The 14,662-nt window shown below is 52.8% G+C and carries 17 protein-coding genes; 13 read left to right on the top strand and 4 right to left on the bottom strand.

The window, feature by feature from the left end; all coding sequences use genetic code 11:
* Nucleotides 1-535: 535 nt before the first annotated feature.
* Nucleotides 536-757 (bottom strand): DUF2905 domain-containing protein, encoded by a 222-nt coding sequence (locus tag H581_RS0117085; protein WP_028611085.1) that lies wholly within the window; start codon nucleotides 755-757, stop codon nucleotides 536-538.
* Nucleotides 758-1,006: 249 nt separating this feature from the next.
* On the bottom strand, nucleotides 1,007-1,210 hold the full coding sequence (locus H581_RS0117080) for a WGxxGxxG family protein (protein ID WP_028611084.1): 204 nt from the start codon (nucleotides 1,208-1,210) through the stop codon (nucleotides 1,007-1,009).
* Between the two features lie 647 nt (nucleotides 1,211-1,857).
* Here H581_RS0117080 and rsmD point away from each other — a divergent pair.
* Nucleotides 1,858-2,451: a 16S rRNA (guanine(966)-N(2))-methyltransferase RsmD gene (gene rsmD / locus H581_RS0117065; protein ID WP_028611083.1), complete on the top strand. Its 594-nt coding sequence runs from the start codon at nucleotides 1,858-1,860 to the stop codon at nucleotides 2,449-2,451.
* On the top strand, nucleotides 2,438-2,941 hold the full coding sequence (gene coaD / locus H581_RS0117060) for a pantetheine-phosphate adenylyltransferase (protein ID WP_028611082.1): 504 nt from the start codon (nucleotides 2,438-2,440) through the stop codon (nucleotides 2,939-2,941). Before rsmD ends, coaD begins: the two co-directional genes overlap by 14 nt.
* Nucleotides 2,942-2,956: 15 nt before the next feature.
* On the opposite strand, the gene H581_RS0117055 is transcribed toward coaD, so the two are convergent.
* A complete protein-coding gene (locus H581_RS0117055) occupies nucleotides 2,957-4,180 on the bottom strand; it encodes a nucleoside recognition domain-containing protein (RefSeq protein WP_028611081.1) in 1,224 nt (407 codons plus the stop codon).
* Nucleotides 4,181-4,385: 205 nt separating this feature from the next.
* Here H581_RS0117055 and H581_RS0117050 point away from each other — a divergent pair, with 205 nt between their 5' ends.
* Entirely contained in the window at nucleotides 4,386-5,444 is a 1,059-nt protein-coding gene (locus H581_RS0117050) for a S16 family serine protease (protein ID WP_028611080.1), read from the top strand.
* A gap of 16 nt (nucleotides 5,445-5,460) precedes the next feature.
* Here H581_RS0117050 and H581_RS0117045 read toward each other — a convergent pair whose 3' ends face one another.
* The gene (locus H581_RS0117045; RefSeq protein WP_028611079.1) at nucleotides 5,461-6,708 is read right to left on the bottom strand and encodes a nucleotidyltransferase; all 1,248 of its coding nucleotides are present in this window, start codon (nucleotides 6,706-6,708) and stop codon (nucleotides 5,461-5,463) included.
* Between the two features lie 160 nt (nucleotides 6,709-6,868).
* On the opposite strand from H581_RS0117045, the gene H581_RS0117040 reads away from it, so the two are divergent.
* The 10 genes from H581_RS0117040 to rnc all read left to right on the top strand — a co-directional run bounded on the left by H581_RS0117040 (nucleotide 6,869) and on the right by rnc (nucleotide 14,589).
* Nucleotides 6,869-7,390, top strand: coding sequence for a YceD family protein (locus tag H581_RS0117040; RefSeq protein WP_051250878.1), 522 nt, complete (start codon nucleotides 6,869-6,871; stop codon nucleotides 7,388-7,390).
* Between the two features lie 38 nt (nucleotides 7,391-7,428).
* Entirely contained in the window at nucleotides 7,429-7,602 is a 174-nt protein-coding gene (gene rpmF, locus H581_RS0117035) for a 50S ribosomal protein L32 (RefSeq protein ID WP_006036546.1), read from the top strand.
* 283 nt (nucleotides 7,603-7,885) lie between these two features.
* Nucleotides 7,886-8,482: a transcription factor FapR gene (gene fapR / locus H581_RS0117030; RefSeq protein WP_028611077.1), complete on the top strand. Its 597-nt coding sequence runs from the start codon at nucleotides 7,886-7,888 to the stop codon at nucleotides 8,480-8,482.
* Nucleotides 8,466-9,455 (top strand): phosphate acyltransferase PlsX, encoded by a 990-nt coding sequence (plsX, locus tag H581_RS0117025; protein WP_028611076.1) that lies wholly within the window; start codon nucleotides 8,466-8,468, stop codon nucleotides 9,453-9,455. Before fapR ends, plsX begins: the two co-directional genes overlap by 17 nt.
* Nucleotides 9,456-9,464: 9 nt before the next feature.
* Nucleotides 9,465-10,451, top strand: coding sequence for a beta-ketoacyl-ACP synthase III (locus H581_RS0117020; RefSeq protein WP_028611075.1), 987 nt, complete (start codon nucleotides 9,465-9,467; stop codon nucleotides 10,449-10,451).
* A 36-nt stretch (nucleotides 10,452-10,487) separates the two neighbouring features.
* Nucleotides 10,488-11,420 (top strand): ACP S-malonyltransferase, encoded by a 933-nt coding sequence (gene fabD / locus H581_RS0117015; protein WP_028611074.1) that lies wholly within the window; start codon nucleotides 10,488-10,490, stop codon nucleotides 11,418-11,420.
* 20 nt (nucleotides 11,421-11,440) lie between these two features.
* Nucleotides 11,441-12,190 carry a 3-oxoacyl-[acyl-carrier-protein] reductase gene (gene fabG, locus H581_RS0117010; RefSeq protein ID WP_028611073.1) on the top strand — a complete coding sequence of 250 codons (750 nt, stop codon included), beginning with the start codon at nucleotides 11,441-11,443 and terminating at the stop codon, nucleotides 12,188-12,190.
* 92 nt (nucleotides 12,191-12,282) lie between these two features.
* Complete coding sequence (locus H581_RS0117005; protein ID WP_028611072.1) at nucleotides 12,283-12,516, top strand: acyl carrier protein; 234 nt, start codon at nucleotides 12,283-12,285, stop codon at nucleotides 12,514-12,516.
* Nucleotides 12,517-12,653: 137 nt separating this feature from the next.
* Complete coding sequence (gene fabF, locus H581_RS0117000; protein ID WP_028611071.1) at nucleotides 12,654-13,895, top strand: beta-ketoacyl-ACP synthase II; 1,242 nt, start codon at nucleotides 12,654-12,656, stop codon at nucleotides 13,893-13,895.
* A complete protein-coding gene (gene rnc / locus H581_RS0116995) occupies nucleotides 13,885-14,589 on the top strand; it encodes a ribonuclease III (protein ID WP_028611070.1) in 705 nt (234 codons plus the stop codon). The genes fabF and rnc overlap by 11 nt, the downstream gene beginning before the upstream one ends.
* The last annotated feature ends 73 nt before the right edge of the window (nucleotides 14,590-14,662 follow it).

Below are 14,662 nucleotides of genomic sequence, written 5' to 3'. Positions count from 1 at the left end.
AGAAACGAGATTTGTTCAGTGAACTTCGCTGGGGATATAGGCAGGAGCCGAAGGTGAGCTCTTTTGAGTGCATGGATTAAAGACAGTTTCCGAAAAAGTAAGTATCACTATAAATACTGGTTATCGATTTGCCAACTCGATTCGATTTCGCAAGTATGTAGGAGCGCCTATACGATCTGACGCTCCGCGAAATTAACGGTTAGATTTCCGACCTTTCTTGATTACAACAACTAAAACAATAATAACAACCAATTTCTTTTTACTCATCTGTATCACCTCCTCTACCAGGAGATAATCTAATATATTCATAGATTACTAGATTTGATTGTACAAGTGTGATTAACGGCAAGATTTAGGCGGAGCATGATTTATCTGGAAGACCGATTTGAAGTAACTCTATGAATAAACGGTATGCATGACAGGAGGGGATAGACTTGGAAGCAGTGTAATCGATACGAAGCGTTGAAAAGCTTGGACGAATGAAGGCGGCGCTGCGGAAGCGATCGTTGGGGAGAAAATAAGAGAAAAGGAAAATTCACTTGAACAACCATCTTGCAATGTAAGCTATCAAAGATAAAACAACGCTTATGATTATGCATGTGACAATTGGGAAATAGAATTTAACATTACCTTTTTCAACTACTATATCCCCTGGAAGGCGTCCTAGGTTAATAAATTTTCCTAATCCAGCCCAAATCAATCCGATAACAATTAATGAGACTCCAGATATCAAAAGTAATTTTGGAATAGTATTCATTTGTTGGCTCCTAAGTCAAATGTAATTGTAATTGGCAGGTTAGGTCCCGGATTTCAGTGCGGGACCACTTATTACTATGATCAGTTTAGCGCTTTTTGATGATGGCACATATGTAGCAGATATGTCTTATTCCTTTTAATTTTTTAAAATTTTCACAATGTGCACATTTCATGATTTATACCACCTCATTGAGACTGTTTATGTAGATCCCACTCAAATGAGCGGGATTTGATACGAACCAAACGGTATTTAAGTGCGTTCACGATCACGGTTTCTCAATCCGAATAATCCTGCTAAACCGAGCAAGCCAAGCCAGCCCCAGTCCATATCATTACCATCTGTAGCAGCTGTTGTCCTGTAGTTATTCAAACGGTTGTTTTCGGCAAATACAGGAATTGCAAATGCCGATGAAAGAATTGTAAACGTGAGCAGTAAAGAACATATTTTTTTCATATTCGCTAAATCTCCTTATATTCAGATTTAAACAAGTTTAAGTTTCCCATGAGGTATATCAAATATTCTGCCTTAAAACTCTAATCCCATTAATTGGAGCTGACTAAAATTCGTTCAGCCGGCAATGAACTTCTGACGAACAATCGCTGAATAATGAAATTACATGGCAGATGGTGATAATGCTCGATCCGATCATAAACAAGGCGCTTTCGATGATCGAAGCAGCGCTCAGTATACTACAGTTGTTCGTGATGATCAGGTTGATTTTTAGGTTTCGAAATTTGGGCGACAATTGGGCGATAACTTCAATGTAGTGGAATTTGGAATGCAGGAAAATCCTTGCTGCGCAAGGCCTTAACATAAAAATCGGGCGTCCCTTTCGGGACGCCCTTTTCATGGGAGAGGAGAAACCGGACGAAGAGCTTATGGGGAAACGTAAGTCTTCTCCGCGGTTGTCTACGGCATCTCGCGACGCCGATGATTTTATCATGTCCGCTTTATGGGGAAATATACATGGGATGAATAAGAAAAATTTTGATGGCGGCCCGAGGGCTATGCAACGCATATGTTTCGACAGTTATCGGCTTTATTATTAAAGGGTTTATATGGTACGATAGGCGGGAACGAGTGTGAAGGGGGCAATTGCAGTGAGAGTCATTGCGGGCGAGGCCAAGGGCCGCACGCTTAAGGCTGTGCCCGGCACGAATACGAGGCCGACAACGGATAAAGTGAAAGAAGCTATTTTCAGCATGATCGGACCTTATTTCGACGGGGGAATGGCGCTTGATCTGTTCGCGGGAACGGGCGGGCTCGGCATCGAGGCCTGGAGCAGAGGCGTAGAACGAACGGTGTTCATTGACCGGGAGAAGATCAGCATCGACATCATTCGCCAAAACGTACAAACGGCGAACATGGGCAGCGCGGCGGAAATTTATCGTAATGATGCAGAGCGGGCTTTGAAAGCGTTAGCGAAGCGGGGACAGCGGTTCCGGCTTGTTTTTCTTGACCCGCCGTACATAATGACGTCCATGGACAGCCTGATGGGTCAACTGGCGGAGAACGAGCTGCTTGAGCCGGAAGCGACCATCGTCGTGGAGCATGACGCCGCTCACCGGTATGCAGAGGAAATGGACGGTTTTAAGCAAATCAAGCATGCCAAATACGGGGACACAGCCGTATCGATTTATAAATACGACAACGAAGACAGCCCCGACGGGAGAGAAACCGATGACAACGAATAAACAAGAGAGAGTCGCCGTGTATCCAGGCACTTTCGATCCGGTGACTTATGGGCACCTGGACATTATCAGCAGGTCCGCCAAGCAGTTTGATCGGCTGATCGTAGCTGTTCTTAATAACACAAGCAAAAATCCGCTGTTTTCGGTCGAAGAAAGAAAGGAATTGCTAGCAGAGGTTACGCGCGGCATCCCGAATGTGGAGATTGACAGCTTCCGCGATCTGCTAGTCCGTTTTATGAAATCCAAACAGGCCAACGTCATTATAAGGGGCATTCGCTCCGTCACCGATTTTGAATATGAGCTGCAGCTCGCCTCGACGAATCATTTGCTGGATAATGAAATCGATACGATGTTCATGATGACAAATCCGAAATATTCCTACTTAAGCTCAAGTATCGTCAAGGAAATCGCTCAGTTTAACGGAGCCGTTCATGAGCTGGTTCCGCCGGCTGTCGAGCGGCGCTTAAGAGAGAAATATAACCCGCGTACATAACTGCAGCATGCATCGTTAGACGGACCGTCCCGTCCGCCTATAAGGAATGAGAACGGCTGAGATCATAAGTCCGATGAAGGCGAGCATAAAGCAGGCTGTCACGGAATACGGCCACAATAACGGCAAATCGCCGGCTTTTACGGTGACGGCAGCTGCCGCTTCCAGTTCGTATCCGTCTCCAGGTAGGAAGGCGGGTGCTGTTCCGGGAGGCAGAATCATACGCAGCAGGAGCGTGACCGGCTTCCACAACAGCAGCATGAACGCGAAGGCGTGCAGAGCATGCGCTGTCCGTATGGCGATGAACGGAAGCAGCTTCAGGTCTGTTCCCGCAATCGCGTATCCCGCCTGCAAAATACCGCTAAGCCCGCTCCATGCGAGCACGCCTGCTATAGCGGCGGCGTTGATGAGGCTGCCGGATCCCGGTCCGTCCCAGACGGCGGCGGCATAAGCGCCCAAATGGCCTTCGAAGAAAGCTTGAGTCAGGAAACTTAATCCGGAGACGGAGAGCAGCGGTCCGAAGACGGGCTCGGATAATTTTGCGATCACGGCTGCAAATATCATAAATCCGCCAATCATCATCAGCTTCTGAAAGCTTGCCGATACCGAATCGCCCAGCGCCTTGCCGAAGCTGCGCCCATCCTGTTCTCTTCCCCGCTGGAGCGCCTCAGCCGCTCGCTCAAGCAATCTCCGAATAGGCTCGTCTTCCTTGGCTGCCGGCGACTCCCGTTCAATCCGATCGCGGCTAAACAGTGTGACTGCCAGCATAAGCCAAAGCGACGATAACCAGACGGCTGCCGCAATCATGCTGCCGACAATAGGCTTATGCAGGAAGCCGGCGCCGATGACGACGAGCATGAACAGGGGATTAGGCATGTGGGCAAGGGCCAGCATCCGCTGGCCCTGTTGTTTGGTGACGAGCTTTCGCTTGCGAAGGGAAGCGGCAGCTTCCGCGCCGGCGGGATACCCGCCTAACCACCCAAGCACGATGCCAAGCGCAGCTTCGCCGGGCAGCTTGAATAGCCGGCCCATTGCCGGCTGCAGGAGAGTGCTCACGGCATGCGCCAGCCCGAAAGCGGCCATCAATTCAAATAAGACAAGAAACGGAAGCAGACCGGGGAATATGATATTCCACCAGACCGTCAGACCCTGCAGCGAGGATTGAAAAGCGGCATCCGGCTGGAGGATAATCGCCGTGACAAGCAGGATGGAAATAATAGCCAACATTACCGTTTTAGCCAATTCCGCTCAACTCCTGAATCCGTATAGGAGAATAATAATCTATCCTGCGATTACATGAATCGTGACTGGGAGAAACGGACAACCGTTTACGTTTATAGTACGCATGAGAGACGGCGGATAGACCAAGCATGTCCTTCCGCCCGTCATCGTTCATAGGAAACGCGGCATACCTTCATTGAATTCGGATTCGTAAGGGGGAGAATGGATGATGCGATCGAACCGTACGGAAGCGCGCCGGATTATTCTTATTATCGTGTTAACCGCTGCGGCGATGTGGGGTCTCTTGTATGCACCGACGCCTTACGTTGTATATGAGCCCGGCCTGGCCGTTCCCGTTCGGACGATGATTTCCGTCAACGGCGGCGACAGTCTGGGGGAAGGGGATTTTTTGCTTACGGCCGTTAAGCTGACGGAGCCGAATTTTGTCCATGCGATCCAGTCGATGTGGAGCGCGAGCAAGGACGTCTATTTGAAGCGGGATGTGTTCAGAGGATACTCCGGGCGGCAATATGCGGAACGGTTAAATGTCATTATGCAGGGTTCGCAAAATAATGCGGTCGAGGCGGCGTATCGTTACGCCGGGGTTTCCTACGCGAGCAAGGTTCAATCGATCGTCGTATCGGACGTCGCTTCTAGCGGGAATGCGCTTGTGAAGTCGTTTAAGCCGGGTGATAAGCTTCTTGGATTTAGCGGCGGCGATCGATTCGGAAGCATGAATGAGATGCAGAAGCTGCTGGAAGGCTTGGATCGGGGGAGAAAAGCTGCGTTCGAGGTTGATCGGGATGGAGCGGTGATTACGGTTCCGATCTATCCGGGCGCGTTCACTACCGCGATGGATGCGGAGCAGATGCTGAAGGCGCTCGGCATTATAAGCTTGACCGAGCTGCGCAGCCTGGAGCCGGCTGACGGCCGCAACCGGCTGACGATCGCGGCAGGGGAGATCGGCGGTCCTTCCGCCGGACTCGTCTTTGCGCTGCAGGCGCTGGATCTGATGACCGAGGGCGATTTGTCCGGCGGCCATCGGATAGCTGCGACCGGGACGATCACGGCGGACGGCAAGGTCGGGGCGATCGGCGGCATAAAGCAGAAGATCGTGATCGCAAACGAAGAAGGCGCACAGCTCTTTCTCGCGCCTTCGGACAATTATGAGGAAGCGCGTTCGCAGGCAAAATCGATCGGCTCGTCCATGCAGGTGGAGAGCGTCGATACGCTGCAGCAAGCTCTGGATCGCATTAAGCAATTTAATACAAAGCAGAAGCCATAGCAATGGAAATCGATCTCTAAGGGTGCGTCACCGGCTTATCCGTATAATCGCGGAACAGGCTGGCGGGATCGGCTTCTCGTGAACGCCCGAGCATAAAAACGCTGCTGGCTTGCACATCGAGCTCGAGGTACGCAAAAGGGCGGGGAGCCCTGGCTGCGCTCAGCAGCACGGGCAGCTTCGCAGAAACGCGCATACGTCGGAGAAGCTGCCTCCCCTTATCGGTAAAGCCGAGTACCCTTATATATTCAATGCCGGATGCGAGCTTCTCCGCCGTAAAATCCGCTTTCGCATGTCCAAGCAGGATGGCCAGAAGAGCGCGCTGCAGCTTTGTTCTTGTATAACGCTTTGTTTTCAGAGTTTGAAGCAGCTTCTCGAATAGCAAGCTGTCCAGCTTCGGCAGCGTCTGCAGGATACGGTGCTCCAACCCTTCATTAATCTCATGCAGTTCGGAGAGCATGGGCGCGGAACGGGTTACAATAGCATGGAGGAGAGGGTTCGTAAATTGTTCCCAGCTTACCGGACAACGGCCGGCAGCCCATTCCTCCTGAAGGATCCGGAAGGTCGATTCGGGAACAAACGAACGGACGGCATCCAGCTCGCGCTCCTCGAGCAGGAGCTTGCGGATCGCGGTCGCGCTTGCAATTTGGCTGTCGGTAACCTCGGCTTGATTATACTGCGCTTTCTCGCGAGCGATGGTATAGGGTCTCATTTTGCCGCCGATCCGGTTCAAGGCGAGTAAATAATGAAGCGCTAACGTATGATTTGGGAGCGCAAACGGGAAATTAGCCGCAGAGGCATATCCTTGCTCAGACAGATGAGCAGATATGGCTGCGCTGTATGCGCCCGGGTAGCTGATCCCCGACTGAAGTTCCCGCTTCAGGAGAGCTTTGAAACCCGGCGACTCGTGCGCCGTCAATTCGGCAGCCTGCAGAAGCGGCTGAAGCTCGCCGCTTTCCGTTCCGAAGCAGAAGCTGTCTACGACGCCCGTGGCTTCCAGCAGCGAGACGGCACCGTAGGCGAACCATTCGGCGGCTTGCGTCGCATAAGCGACGGGGAGCTCGATGACAAGATCGCAGCCGCCGCGCAGCGCCATCCTGGTTCTTGACCATTTATCCAGAAGGGCCGGCTCGCCCCGCTGCAGAAAATGACCGCTCATGACGGCTACAACGGCGTCGGCTTCCGTTATTTTGCGCGATTGTTGTAAATGATACAAATGTCCGTTATGAAACGGATTATATTCGACGATGAGCCCGACGGTGCGCATATGCCGCATCCTCTCCTTGTAAAATGTTGGCTGTTTTACTATAGCACAGGACGAGGCGCGTTTCATCGATTGCTTCCGGGTTGAAGGAAAACCGTGTGAAAATGTTGACAAAACGGTATTCTGGTAGATATAATAATCTTTGTTTGTTTGGGGTGATCAGATGCAGTTTCATATGCAAGAAACAATGTCCAAGGGTCTTAAAGCTGAAGTTAACGAACAGTTGGACGTCAGCGCCCTTTTCAAGGGACGACAAGATGTTTACCGTACAGGACCGCTTCATGTATCTCTTCAAGTAGCGGGGCACGAAGGTTTTATCGAAGTCGATGGCAAGCTTGCCGTCGATTTGGAGCTTGCCTGCTCGCGTTGTCTTGAACCGGTGCATGATCATATCGTCATTCCGTTCTCCGAGAAGTTCAAAGCCGCGACGTCCGTCGTTGAGAGCGACGAGTTCACGGAGGAAGAGATCAGTGACTTTATTGAAGTGAAGGCGGACAGACTGGACATGAAGCCTTATGTGGAAGAAGCGCTTCAGCTGTTCATGCCTTTTGCCCCGCTTTGCAGCGACGATTGTAACGGTCTCTGTCCGAATTGCGGACAGAATTTAAATGAGCACTCATGCAGCTGTGATACCGCGAAGGTTGATGTGCGTTTCGCAGCGCTCAAGGATTTGTTTAAGGAATAAGCGAATCGCCGATTGATTTTTTGAAGGAGGTGGGAAATATGGCAGTACCTCAACGTAGAACATCCAAAACTCGCCGCGACAAACGTCGTACGCATTTTAAGCTTGCAGTACCGGGCATGGTGAAATGCGAGCAGTGTGGAGAGCTTAAGCTGGCTCACCACGTGTGCAAAGTGTGCGGATATTACAAAACAAAAGAGATCATTTCCCAATAATGAGATGGTTTCAACAATAGCACTTCATCACGCGATGAGGTGCTATTTTTATGCCGCGGCGATGAAAGGGCGAGATCGCGGAAAGCCAAGCGCCGCATAGCTTTATGTTTCCGCATGACGCTTCGTTGCGTTTGCGCCTATTTTTTTATATACTTTATTAGTACCAGGTGATAATATCAAGCGATATACATATACTATCCGTATGCCAGGCGAATGCCGCACGCGGGGTTAAAATAATCCAACGGTCACAATACTGTAAAAGGCGGTGCCGATCATCGAACGAATGCAAAAGAGACAGCGGCATCAGCAGCTGGCCCGGTTAATTGAAGAGAATCCTTTTATAACGGATCGGGAGCTTACCCGGCTGCTTAAGGTAAGCATCCAGACCATTCGTCTGGACCGGATGGAGCTCGGCATTCCTGAGCTGAGGGAACGGCTGAAGCTGATGGCGGAGCGTTCTTACGACTCCGTTCGCTCGCTGCCGCTTCATGAAGTGATAGGCGATATTATCGATCTGGAATTGGACAAAAGCGGGATATCGGTATTTGAAATCCGGGAAGAGCATGTGTTCTCCAGGACAGGCATTGCACGGGGACATCATGTATTCGCTCAGGCTAACTCGCTCGCAGTTGCTGTTATAGATGATGAAATAGCGCTCACCGTGACGGCGGATATCCGCTTTATACGTCCGGTTCAGCTGGGAGAGAAGTGTATTGCCAAAGCTTACGTGAGGTCGATCTCCGGAGAGCGGAGCAAAGCGAAGGTTGAGCTCTTCACTTACGTAGGCGATGAAATGGTGTTCCAGGGCAACTTTGTGATTTACCGGTCCGCTGGAGACAATGGCAGTGGAGGAGGAGACGAACATGCGGATCGCTATTGATGCGATGGGCGGGGATCACGCCCCGGCCTTAATCGTGCAGGGAGCGCTCGAAGCTGCGGCGCAGTGGCCGGATACGGAACTGCTGCTGGTAGGCGATACGGCTGCGATCGAGCCGCTGATGAAAGGCCAACGGCCTGCCAACGTGAAGATTTGCCATGCCGATGAGGTGATTGGGCCTGACGATGAGCCTGTTAAGGCGGTGCGCCGCAAGAAGGGGGCATCTATGGTTATTGCCGGGCAGCTCGTTCGCGAGAAGCAGGCGGATGCGATGCTTTCCGCAGGCAATACCGGGGCGCTTATGGCAACCGGGCTTCTCGTCGTAGGGAGAATGGAGGGCATAGAGCGCCCGGCGCTTGCGCCGATGATGCCGACGATGGATGATATCGGCGTGCTCGCGCTTGACCTCGGGGCCAACATGGACGCAAAGGCCGAGCATCTTCAGCAGTATGCGATCATGGGCAGCATTTACCGCACGAAGGTGCACGGGCTGGAGAAGCCCCGCGTCGGTCTGCTGAACGTGGGAACGGAAGCGAAGAAAGGCAATGAAATGACGAAAAGCGCTTATGAGCTGCTGGAGCGGGCGCCGGTTCATTTTATCGGCAACGTGGAAGCGAGAGACGTGCTGACGCGGAATTGCGACGTGCTCGTATGCGACGGTTTTGCGGGCAACATTATGCTGAAGGCAATGGAAGGCGCGGCAGGCATGATTTTCTCATCGCTGAAGGGCGCTTTCGGCCAATCGCTGTTGACGAAGCTTGCAGCCGCGATAATGCTGCCTAAGCTCCGGACATTGAAGAAAAAGATGGATTACAAGGAGCACGGCGGAGCGCCCCTTCTAGGCTTGAACGGTCTTGTCGTGAAATGTCACGGTTCTTCCGATGCGGTAGCCGTGAAAAACGCGGTGCGTCAAGCGCGTATCGCGATCCAGGGGCAATTGATCGAATCGATCGCAGCTGAAATTAACGGGAAGTGAGTGTGTGAAATGAGTTTACATCCTGTAGGTATTATTGGAACGGGCAAATATGTCCCTGAACGTATTCTAACGAATCATGATCTGGAGCAAATGGTTGAGACCAACGACGAGTGGATTGTTACCCGTACGGGCATCAAGGAGCGCAGGCTCGCTTCATCCCAGCAAGCGACATCGGATCTGGCCTATCAGGCGTCGCTCAAAGCGATCGAGTCGGCCGGCATAACGGTCGAGGACATCGACCTCATCATTGTAGCGACCATTACGCCGGACATGTACTTCCCGTCTACGGCCTGCCTGCTTCAAGATAAGCTCGGGGCGAAGAAGGCCGCCGCATTTGATTTGTCCGCAGCCTGCTCCGGCTTCATCTACGGACTTGCGACTGGCTCGAACATGATTGCAGCAGGCATGTACAAGCATGTCCTGGTTGTCGGAGCCGAGACGCTATCCCGCATAACGGATTACACGGACCGCAACACCTGTATTTTGTTCGGAGACGGCGCCGGCGCCGTGGTACTTGGACAAGTGCCCGAAGGCAGAGGCTTCCGTTCGTTCGAGCTGGGCGCGGACGGCAGCGGCGGGGAGCTGCTTAAGGTTCACGGAGGCGGCTCGCGCGTGCCCGCATCGGAGGAAAGCGTACAAGGCAAGCAGCATTATATTCATATGGCGGGCAACGACGTTTTCAAGTTCGCCGTGCGCATTATGGGAAGCGCGGCTGAGGATGCTTTGCAGAAGGCCGGCATTTCGAAGGATGAAATCGACCTTCTTGTTCCGCATCAAGCGAATATCCGCATTATTCAATCGGCGCTTAACCGGTTGAGTCTGTCCGAAGAAAAAGCGATGATCAATCTGGATAAGTATGGCAACATGTCGGCGGCTTCGATTCCGGTCGCACTTGCCGAAGCAGCTGAGCAGGGCCGGTTGAAAGAAGGGGATTGCATCGTGCTTGTCGGCTTTGGAGGCGGCTTGACTTGGGGCGCTTCGGTCATCATTTGGTAAAATCATTACGTTTGCTTTTATGGAGGGGGAAGCTCGGTGAGTAAGACAGCTTTTGTTTTTCCGGGGCAAGGAGCCCAGGCCGTCGGCATGGGCAAGGATGCGTACGAAACATTCGACCGCTCGCGCCTGATCTTCGATAAGGCGGACGAGGCGCTCGGATTTTCACTCAGCAGCATTATATTTGAAGGGCCTGACGAAGCTCTTAAACAAACGGCCAATACGCAGCCTGCGCTTCTGACCGTCAGCATAGCGCTGCTAGAGGCGCTTGAAGGACGAGGACTGAAGCCGGATTTCGTAGCGGGCCACAGCCTAGGCGAATACAGCGCTCTCGTAGCGGCAGGCGTCATTTCGTTCGAGGATGCCGTTCGTACGGTTCGCGCGCGCGGACAGTTTATGGAACAAGCGGTTCCGAGCGGGCAAGGAGCGATGGCTGCGGTTCTGGGCGCTGAGCGCGAAGCGCTGGCGGCGCTGTGCTTAGCGATATCGGAAGGCGGCTCTGCCGTCGAGCTCGCGAATGTCAATTGTCCGGGGCAAATCGTCGTATCGGGCACGGCCGCAGGCGTGCAAGCTGTTGTAGAGCGCGGCAAGGATGAAGCGGGTGCAAAGCGGGTAATTCCGCTCGAGGTCAGCGGGCCGTTCCATTCCTCGCTGATGAAGCCCGCTGCTGACAATCTGCGGGCCGCGCTTTCCGGCCTTCAACTGAAGGATGCATCTATTCCCGTCGTTGCGAACGTAACGGCTAGGGTCGCGACAGCGGCGGACGAGATTCGAGGCTTGCTGGTGGAACAAGTATTTTCGCCGGTATTATGGGAAGACAGCGTTCGTTATTTGATCGAGCAGGGCGTGGATACGTTTGTGGAGATCGGTTCTGGAACGGTGCTTGCCGGCTTGATCAAGAAGATTGACAAAAATATTCGCGTCATTTCAATAAACAGCATCTCCGCGCTGGAAGCGCTGCAGATGAATTAACGCTAACTGGAGGGATTACGATGTTTGCCAGTCTGGAAGGAAAGAAAGCGCTAGTAACCGGCGCGTCGCGCGGAATCGGCAGAGCGATTGCGATTGCTCTGGCGGAAGCGGGAGCGGATGTTGCCATCAATTATTCCGGCAGCGAAGCGGCTGCGGCCGAAACGGCGCAAGCCGTTGAAGCGCTCGGAAAGCGCGCGCTTGTACTGAAAGCGAATGTCGGGAAAGCGGATGAATTTGACGCGATGGTGAAGGAAGTCGTCGACCAATTCGGCGCGCTTGATATTTTGGTGAATAACGCGGGCATTACAAGAGATAATTTAATTATGCGTATGAAAGAGGACGAGTTTGACCAGGTCATTGAGACAAACCTCAAAGGCGTGTTCAACGGCATTAAAGCGGTCACTCGTACGATGATGAAACAGCGCTCCGGCCGGATCATCAACATTTCATCGGTTGTCGGCGTGCTCGGAAATCCGGGACAAGCAAACTATGTCGCCGCGAAGGCTGGTGTTATCGGCTTAACGAAAGCCAGTGCGCGCGAGCTTGCCTCCAGAGGCATTACCGTTAACTGCGTGGCTCCCGGATTCATTCAGACCGACATGACGGACAAGCTTCCGGAGGAGATGCGTCAGAGCTTGTCCGGCCAAATCCCGCTTGCCCGTCTCGGCGATCCGGGCGATATCGCGAACGCCGTCCGATTCCTTGCATCGGGTGCTTCGGCCTACATGACCGGGCAGACGATCCACGTGGACGGCGGCATGTATATGTAATTGCCCAATTATTCCGCGCTTTGGAATTAAAACGGTTGCGTATGGCATTTTATCTTCAATTCTCGTATAATACCATGGAGGAGGTGAACCGGATGTCCGACGTAGTAGATCGCGTAAAACGTATCGTCATCGACCGACTTGGCGTGGACGAAGCGGAAGTAACACTTGAAGCTTCATTTAAAGATGACCTCGGCGCTGACTCTCTTGATGTCGTTGAATTGGTCATGGAGCTGGAAGACGAGTTTGATATGGAAATTTCTGATGAAGATGCAGAGACAATCACCACTGTGGGAGAAGTAGTTAAATACATACAATCTCATACGTAAGAAGGACAAGTCCCGTTCTAATCAACGGGACTTCTCTCCATCCAGAACGTTTTCATTAATTGGATTATGCAAAGCATGTAAGCTTTAATATAAAAGGAAGTACGGTTTCTATATTGCAGTCCGTTGAGGTGAATCGAATGAAACAAAGAGTTGTTGTGACCGGCATGGGGGTTATTACCTCGCTTGGCTCAGATCTGGAGCAGTTTTGGAGCAATCTGTTGGATGGCAAATCCGGCGTATCCCATATTGAGGCGTTCGATGTATCTGAATATCCGACACACATCGCCGCAGAAATCAAAAACTTTAATCCGGAAGATTACGGCTTGGATAAGAAAGAAGCCCGCAGAATGGATCGCTTCGTACAATTTGCATCGGTAGCCAGCCTGCTTGCGGTGAAGGATGCCGATTTGAAAATCGGAGAAAATGCCGACGCTGAACGCGTAGGCGTAATGGTCGGCTCCGGCATCGGAGGACTTGGCACGTGGGAGGATCAGCATAATATTTTGCTGGAGAAAGGCCCGAAGCGCGTCAGCCCGTTCTTCATTCCGATGATGATTGCGAATATGGCATCCGGTCAGATCTCGATGCTGACTGGGGCGAAAGGCCCGAACAGCACGGCGGTTACCGCTTGCGCGACGGGTACCCATTCCATTGGCGATTCGTTCAAAATGATTCAACGCGGCGATGCCGACGTCATGATTGCCGGCGGAGCGGAAGCGACGATCCGGCCGACAGGTATGGCCGGCTTCTGCTCGATGCGCGCCATGTCCGTCCGCAACGACGAGCCGGAGAAGGCCAGCCGCCCTTTCGATATGGACCGCGACGGCTTCGTCATGGGCGAAGGTTCGGGCATTCTCGTGCTTGAATCGCTTGAGCATGCGCAGGCGCGCGGCGCGAAGATCTACGCCGAGGTGATCGGCTACGGCATGAGCGGCGACGCCCACCATATGACGGAGCCGGATCCGGACGGCGCTGCCCGCTGCATGGCGAAGGCGATCAAGGATGCAGGCCTTGAGCCGTCCGATATCGACTACATTAACGCTCACGGCACTTCGACGCCGGTCGGAGACCGCTCGGAGACCACAGCGATCAAGAAAGCGTTCGGCGAGCATGCCTACAAAGTGGCTGTCAGCTCGACGAAGTCGATGACAGGTCACCTTCTCGGCGCCGCCGGCGGCGTAGAGGCCGTCATTCTCGGCCTGACGCTTAAGAGAGGCGTAATCGTTCCGACGATTAACTTGGATAATCCGGATCCGGAATGCGATCTTGATTATGTTCCCAACAAACCTCGCGAAGCCAACGTACAGACGGCTTTGTCCAATTCATTCGGGTTTGGCGGGCATAATGCGACGATCGTGATGAAAGTATATGAAGCCTGATTCCTTCATGGAGCTGCAGCAGCGGCTGCAGCTTAACTTTAAGCGGACGAAGCTGCTGAAGCAGGCCTTCACCCATACCTCATATGTCAATGAGCATAAGAGGGGGTCCGCGCAGGACAACGAACGGCTGGAGTTTCTAGGCGATGCGGTGCTTCAGCTTCTCGTTTCGGAATATTTGTTCGGAGCGTATCCGCAGCGGCCGGAAGGCGAGTTGACGCGAATGCGCGCTTCCATTGTTTGCGAGCCGTCGCTTGCCCAATTTGCCGAAAGGCTGGATCTGGGCGCACATGTCCTGCTAGGACGGGGCGAGGAGCAGCTGGGTGGCAGGCAGAGACAAGCGCTGCTGGCCGATTTGTTCGAATCGTTTGTCGGCGCGATCTTTCTGGATGCCGGCATTGAACGGACCAGGCAGTTTTTGAAGGAGCATATGTTCCCGTTCGTGAACTCGAATGATTTTGGCCTTCTCATGAAGGATTCGAAATCGAAGCTGCAGGAACGGTCGCAGCATCATGGGCTTGGTCCGGTCGAATACCGCATTCTCGAGGAGAGAGGGCCGGCGCATGACCGGGAGTTCGTCGTCGAGGTCTACCTTGGCGACGAACGCTTCGGCGTCGGCAGCGGCAGGACGAAGAAGGAAGCCGAGCAGCGGGCTGCCGCTGAGGCGTGGCGGACGCTATCGCAGGAGCAAGTATAAACGCTGGAGAGAGAGTATCCTGAGAGGCCTGACGGTCTGCGGGATGCTCTCTTTATTTTTGCGGATTGCCGCC

Origin of the sequence: Paenibacillus harenae DSM 16969, from assembly GCF_000422465.1 — a bacterium.
Lineage (GTDB): Bacteria > Bacillota > Bacilli > Paenibacillales > Paenibacillaceae > Pristimantibacillus > Pristimantibacillus harenae.
The sequence above is the reverse complement of the archived record's forward strand: the minus strand, read 5'-3'. Positions and strand labels throughout refer to the sequence as shown.

What these genes read in the sequence shown, in the direction of transcription:
- H581_RS0117085 (WP_028611085.1), bottom strand. Translation starts at nt 757, where the DNA reads ATGAATACTATTCCAAAATTACTTTTGATATCTGGAGTCTCATTAATT.
- H581_RS0117080 (WP_028611084.1), bottom strand. Translation starts at nt 1,210, where the DNA reads ATGAAAAAAATATGTTCTTTACTGCTCACGTTTACAATTCTTTCATCG.
- coaD (WP_028611082.1), top strand. Translation starts at nt 2,438, where the DNA reads ATGACAACGAATAAACAAGAGAGAGTCGCCGTGTATCCAGGCACTTTC.
- H581_RS0117050 (WP_028611080.1), top strand. Translation starts at nt 4,386, where the DNA reads ATGATGCGATCGAACCGTACGGAAGCGCGCCGGATTATTCTTATTATC.
- H581_RS0117045 (WP_028611079.1), bottom strand. Translation starts at nt 6,708, where the DNA reads ATGCGCACCGTCGGGCTCATCGTCGAATATAATCCGTTTCATAACGGA.
- H581_RS0117040 (WP_051250878.1), top strand. Translation starts at nt 6,869, where the DNA reads ATGCAGTTTCATATGCAAGAAACAATGTCCAAGGGTCTTAAAGCTGAA.
- rpmF (WP_006036546.1), top strand. Translation starts at nt 7,429, where the DNA reads ATGGCAGTACCTCAACGTAGAACATCCAAAACTCGCCGCGACAAACGT.
- fapR (WP_028611077.1), top strand. Translation starts at nt 7,886, where the DNA reads ATGCAAAAGAGACAGCGGCATCAGCAGCTGGCCCGGTTAATTGAAGAG.
- plsX (WP_028611076.1), top strand. Translation starts at nt 8,466, where the DNA reads ATGCGGATCGCTATTGATGCGATGGGCGGGGATCACGCCCCGGCCTTA.
- H581_RS0117020 (WP_028611075.1), top strand. Translation starts at nt 9,465, where the DNA reads ATGAGTTTACATCCTGTAGGTATTATTGGAACGGGCAAATATGTCCCT.
- fabG (WP_028611073.1), top strand. Translation starts at nt 11,441, where the DNA reads ATGTTTGCCAGTCTGGAAGGAAAGAAAGCGCTAGTAACCGGCGCGTCG.
- H581_RS0117005 (WP_028611072.1), top strand. Translation starts at nt 12,283, where the DNA reads ATGTCCGACGTAGTAGATCGCGTAAAACGTATCGTCATCGACCGACTT.
- fabF (WP_028611071.1), top strand. Translation starts at nt 12,654, where the DNA reads ATGAAACAAAGAGTTGTTGTGACCGGCATGGGGGTTATTACCTCGCTT.
- rnc (WP_028611070.1), top strand. Translation starts at nt 13,885, where the DNA reads ATGAAGCCTGATTCCTTCATGGAGCTGCAGCAGCGGCTGCAGCTTAAC.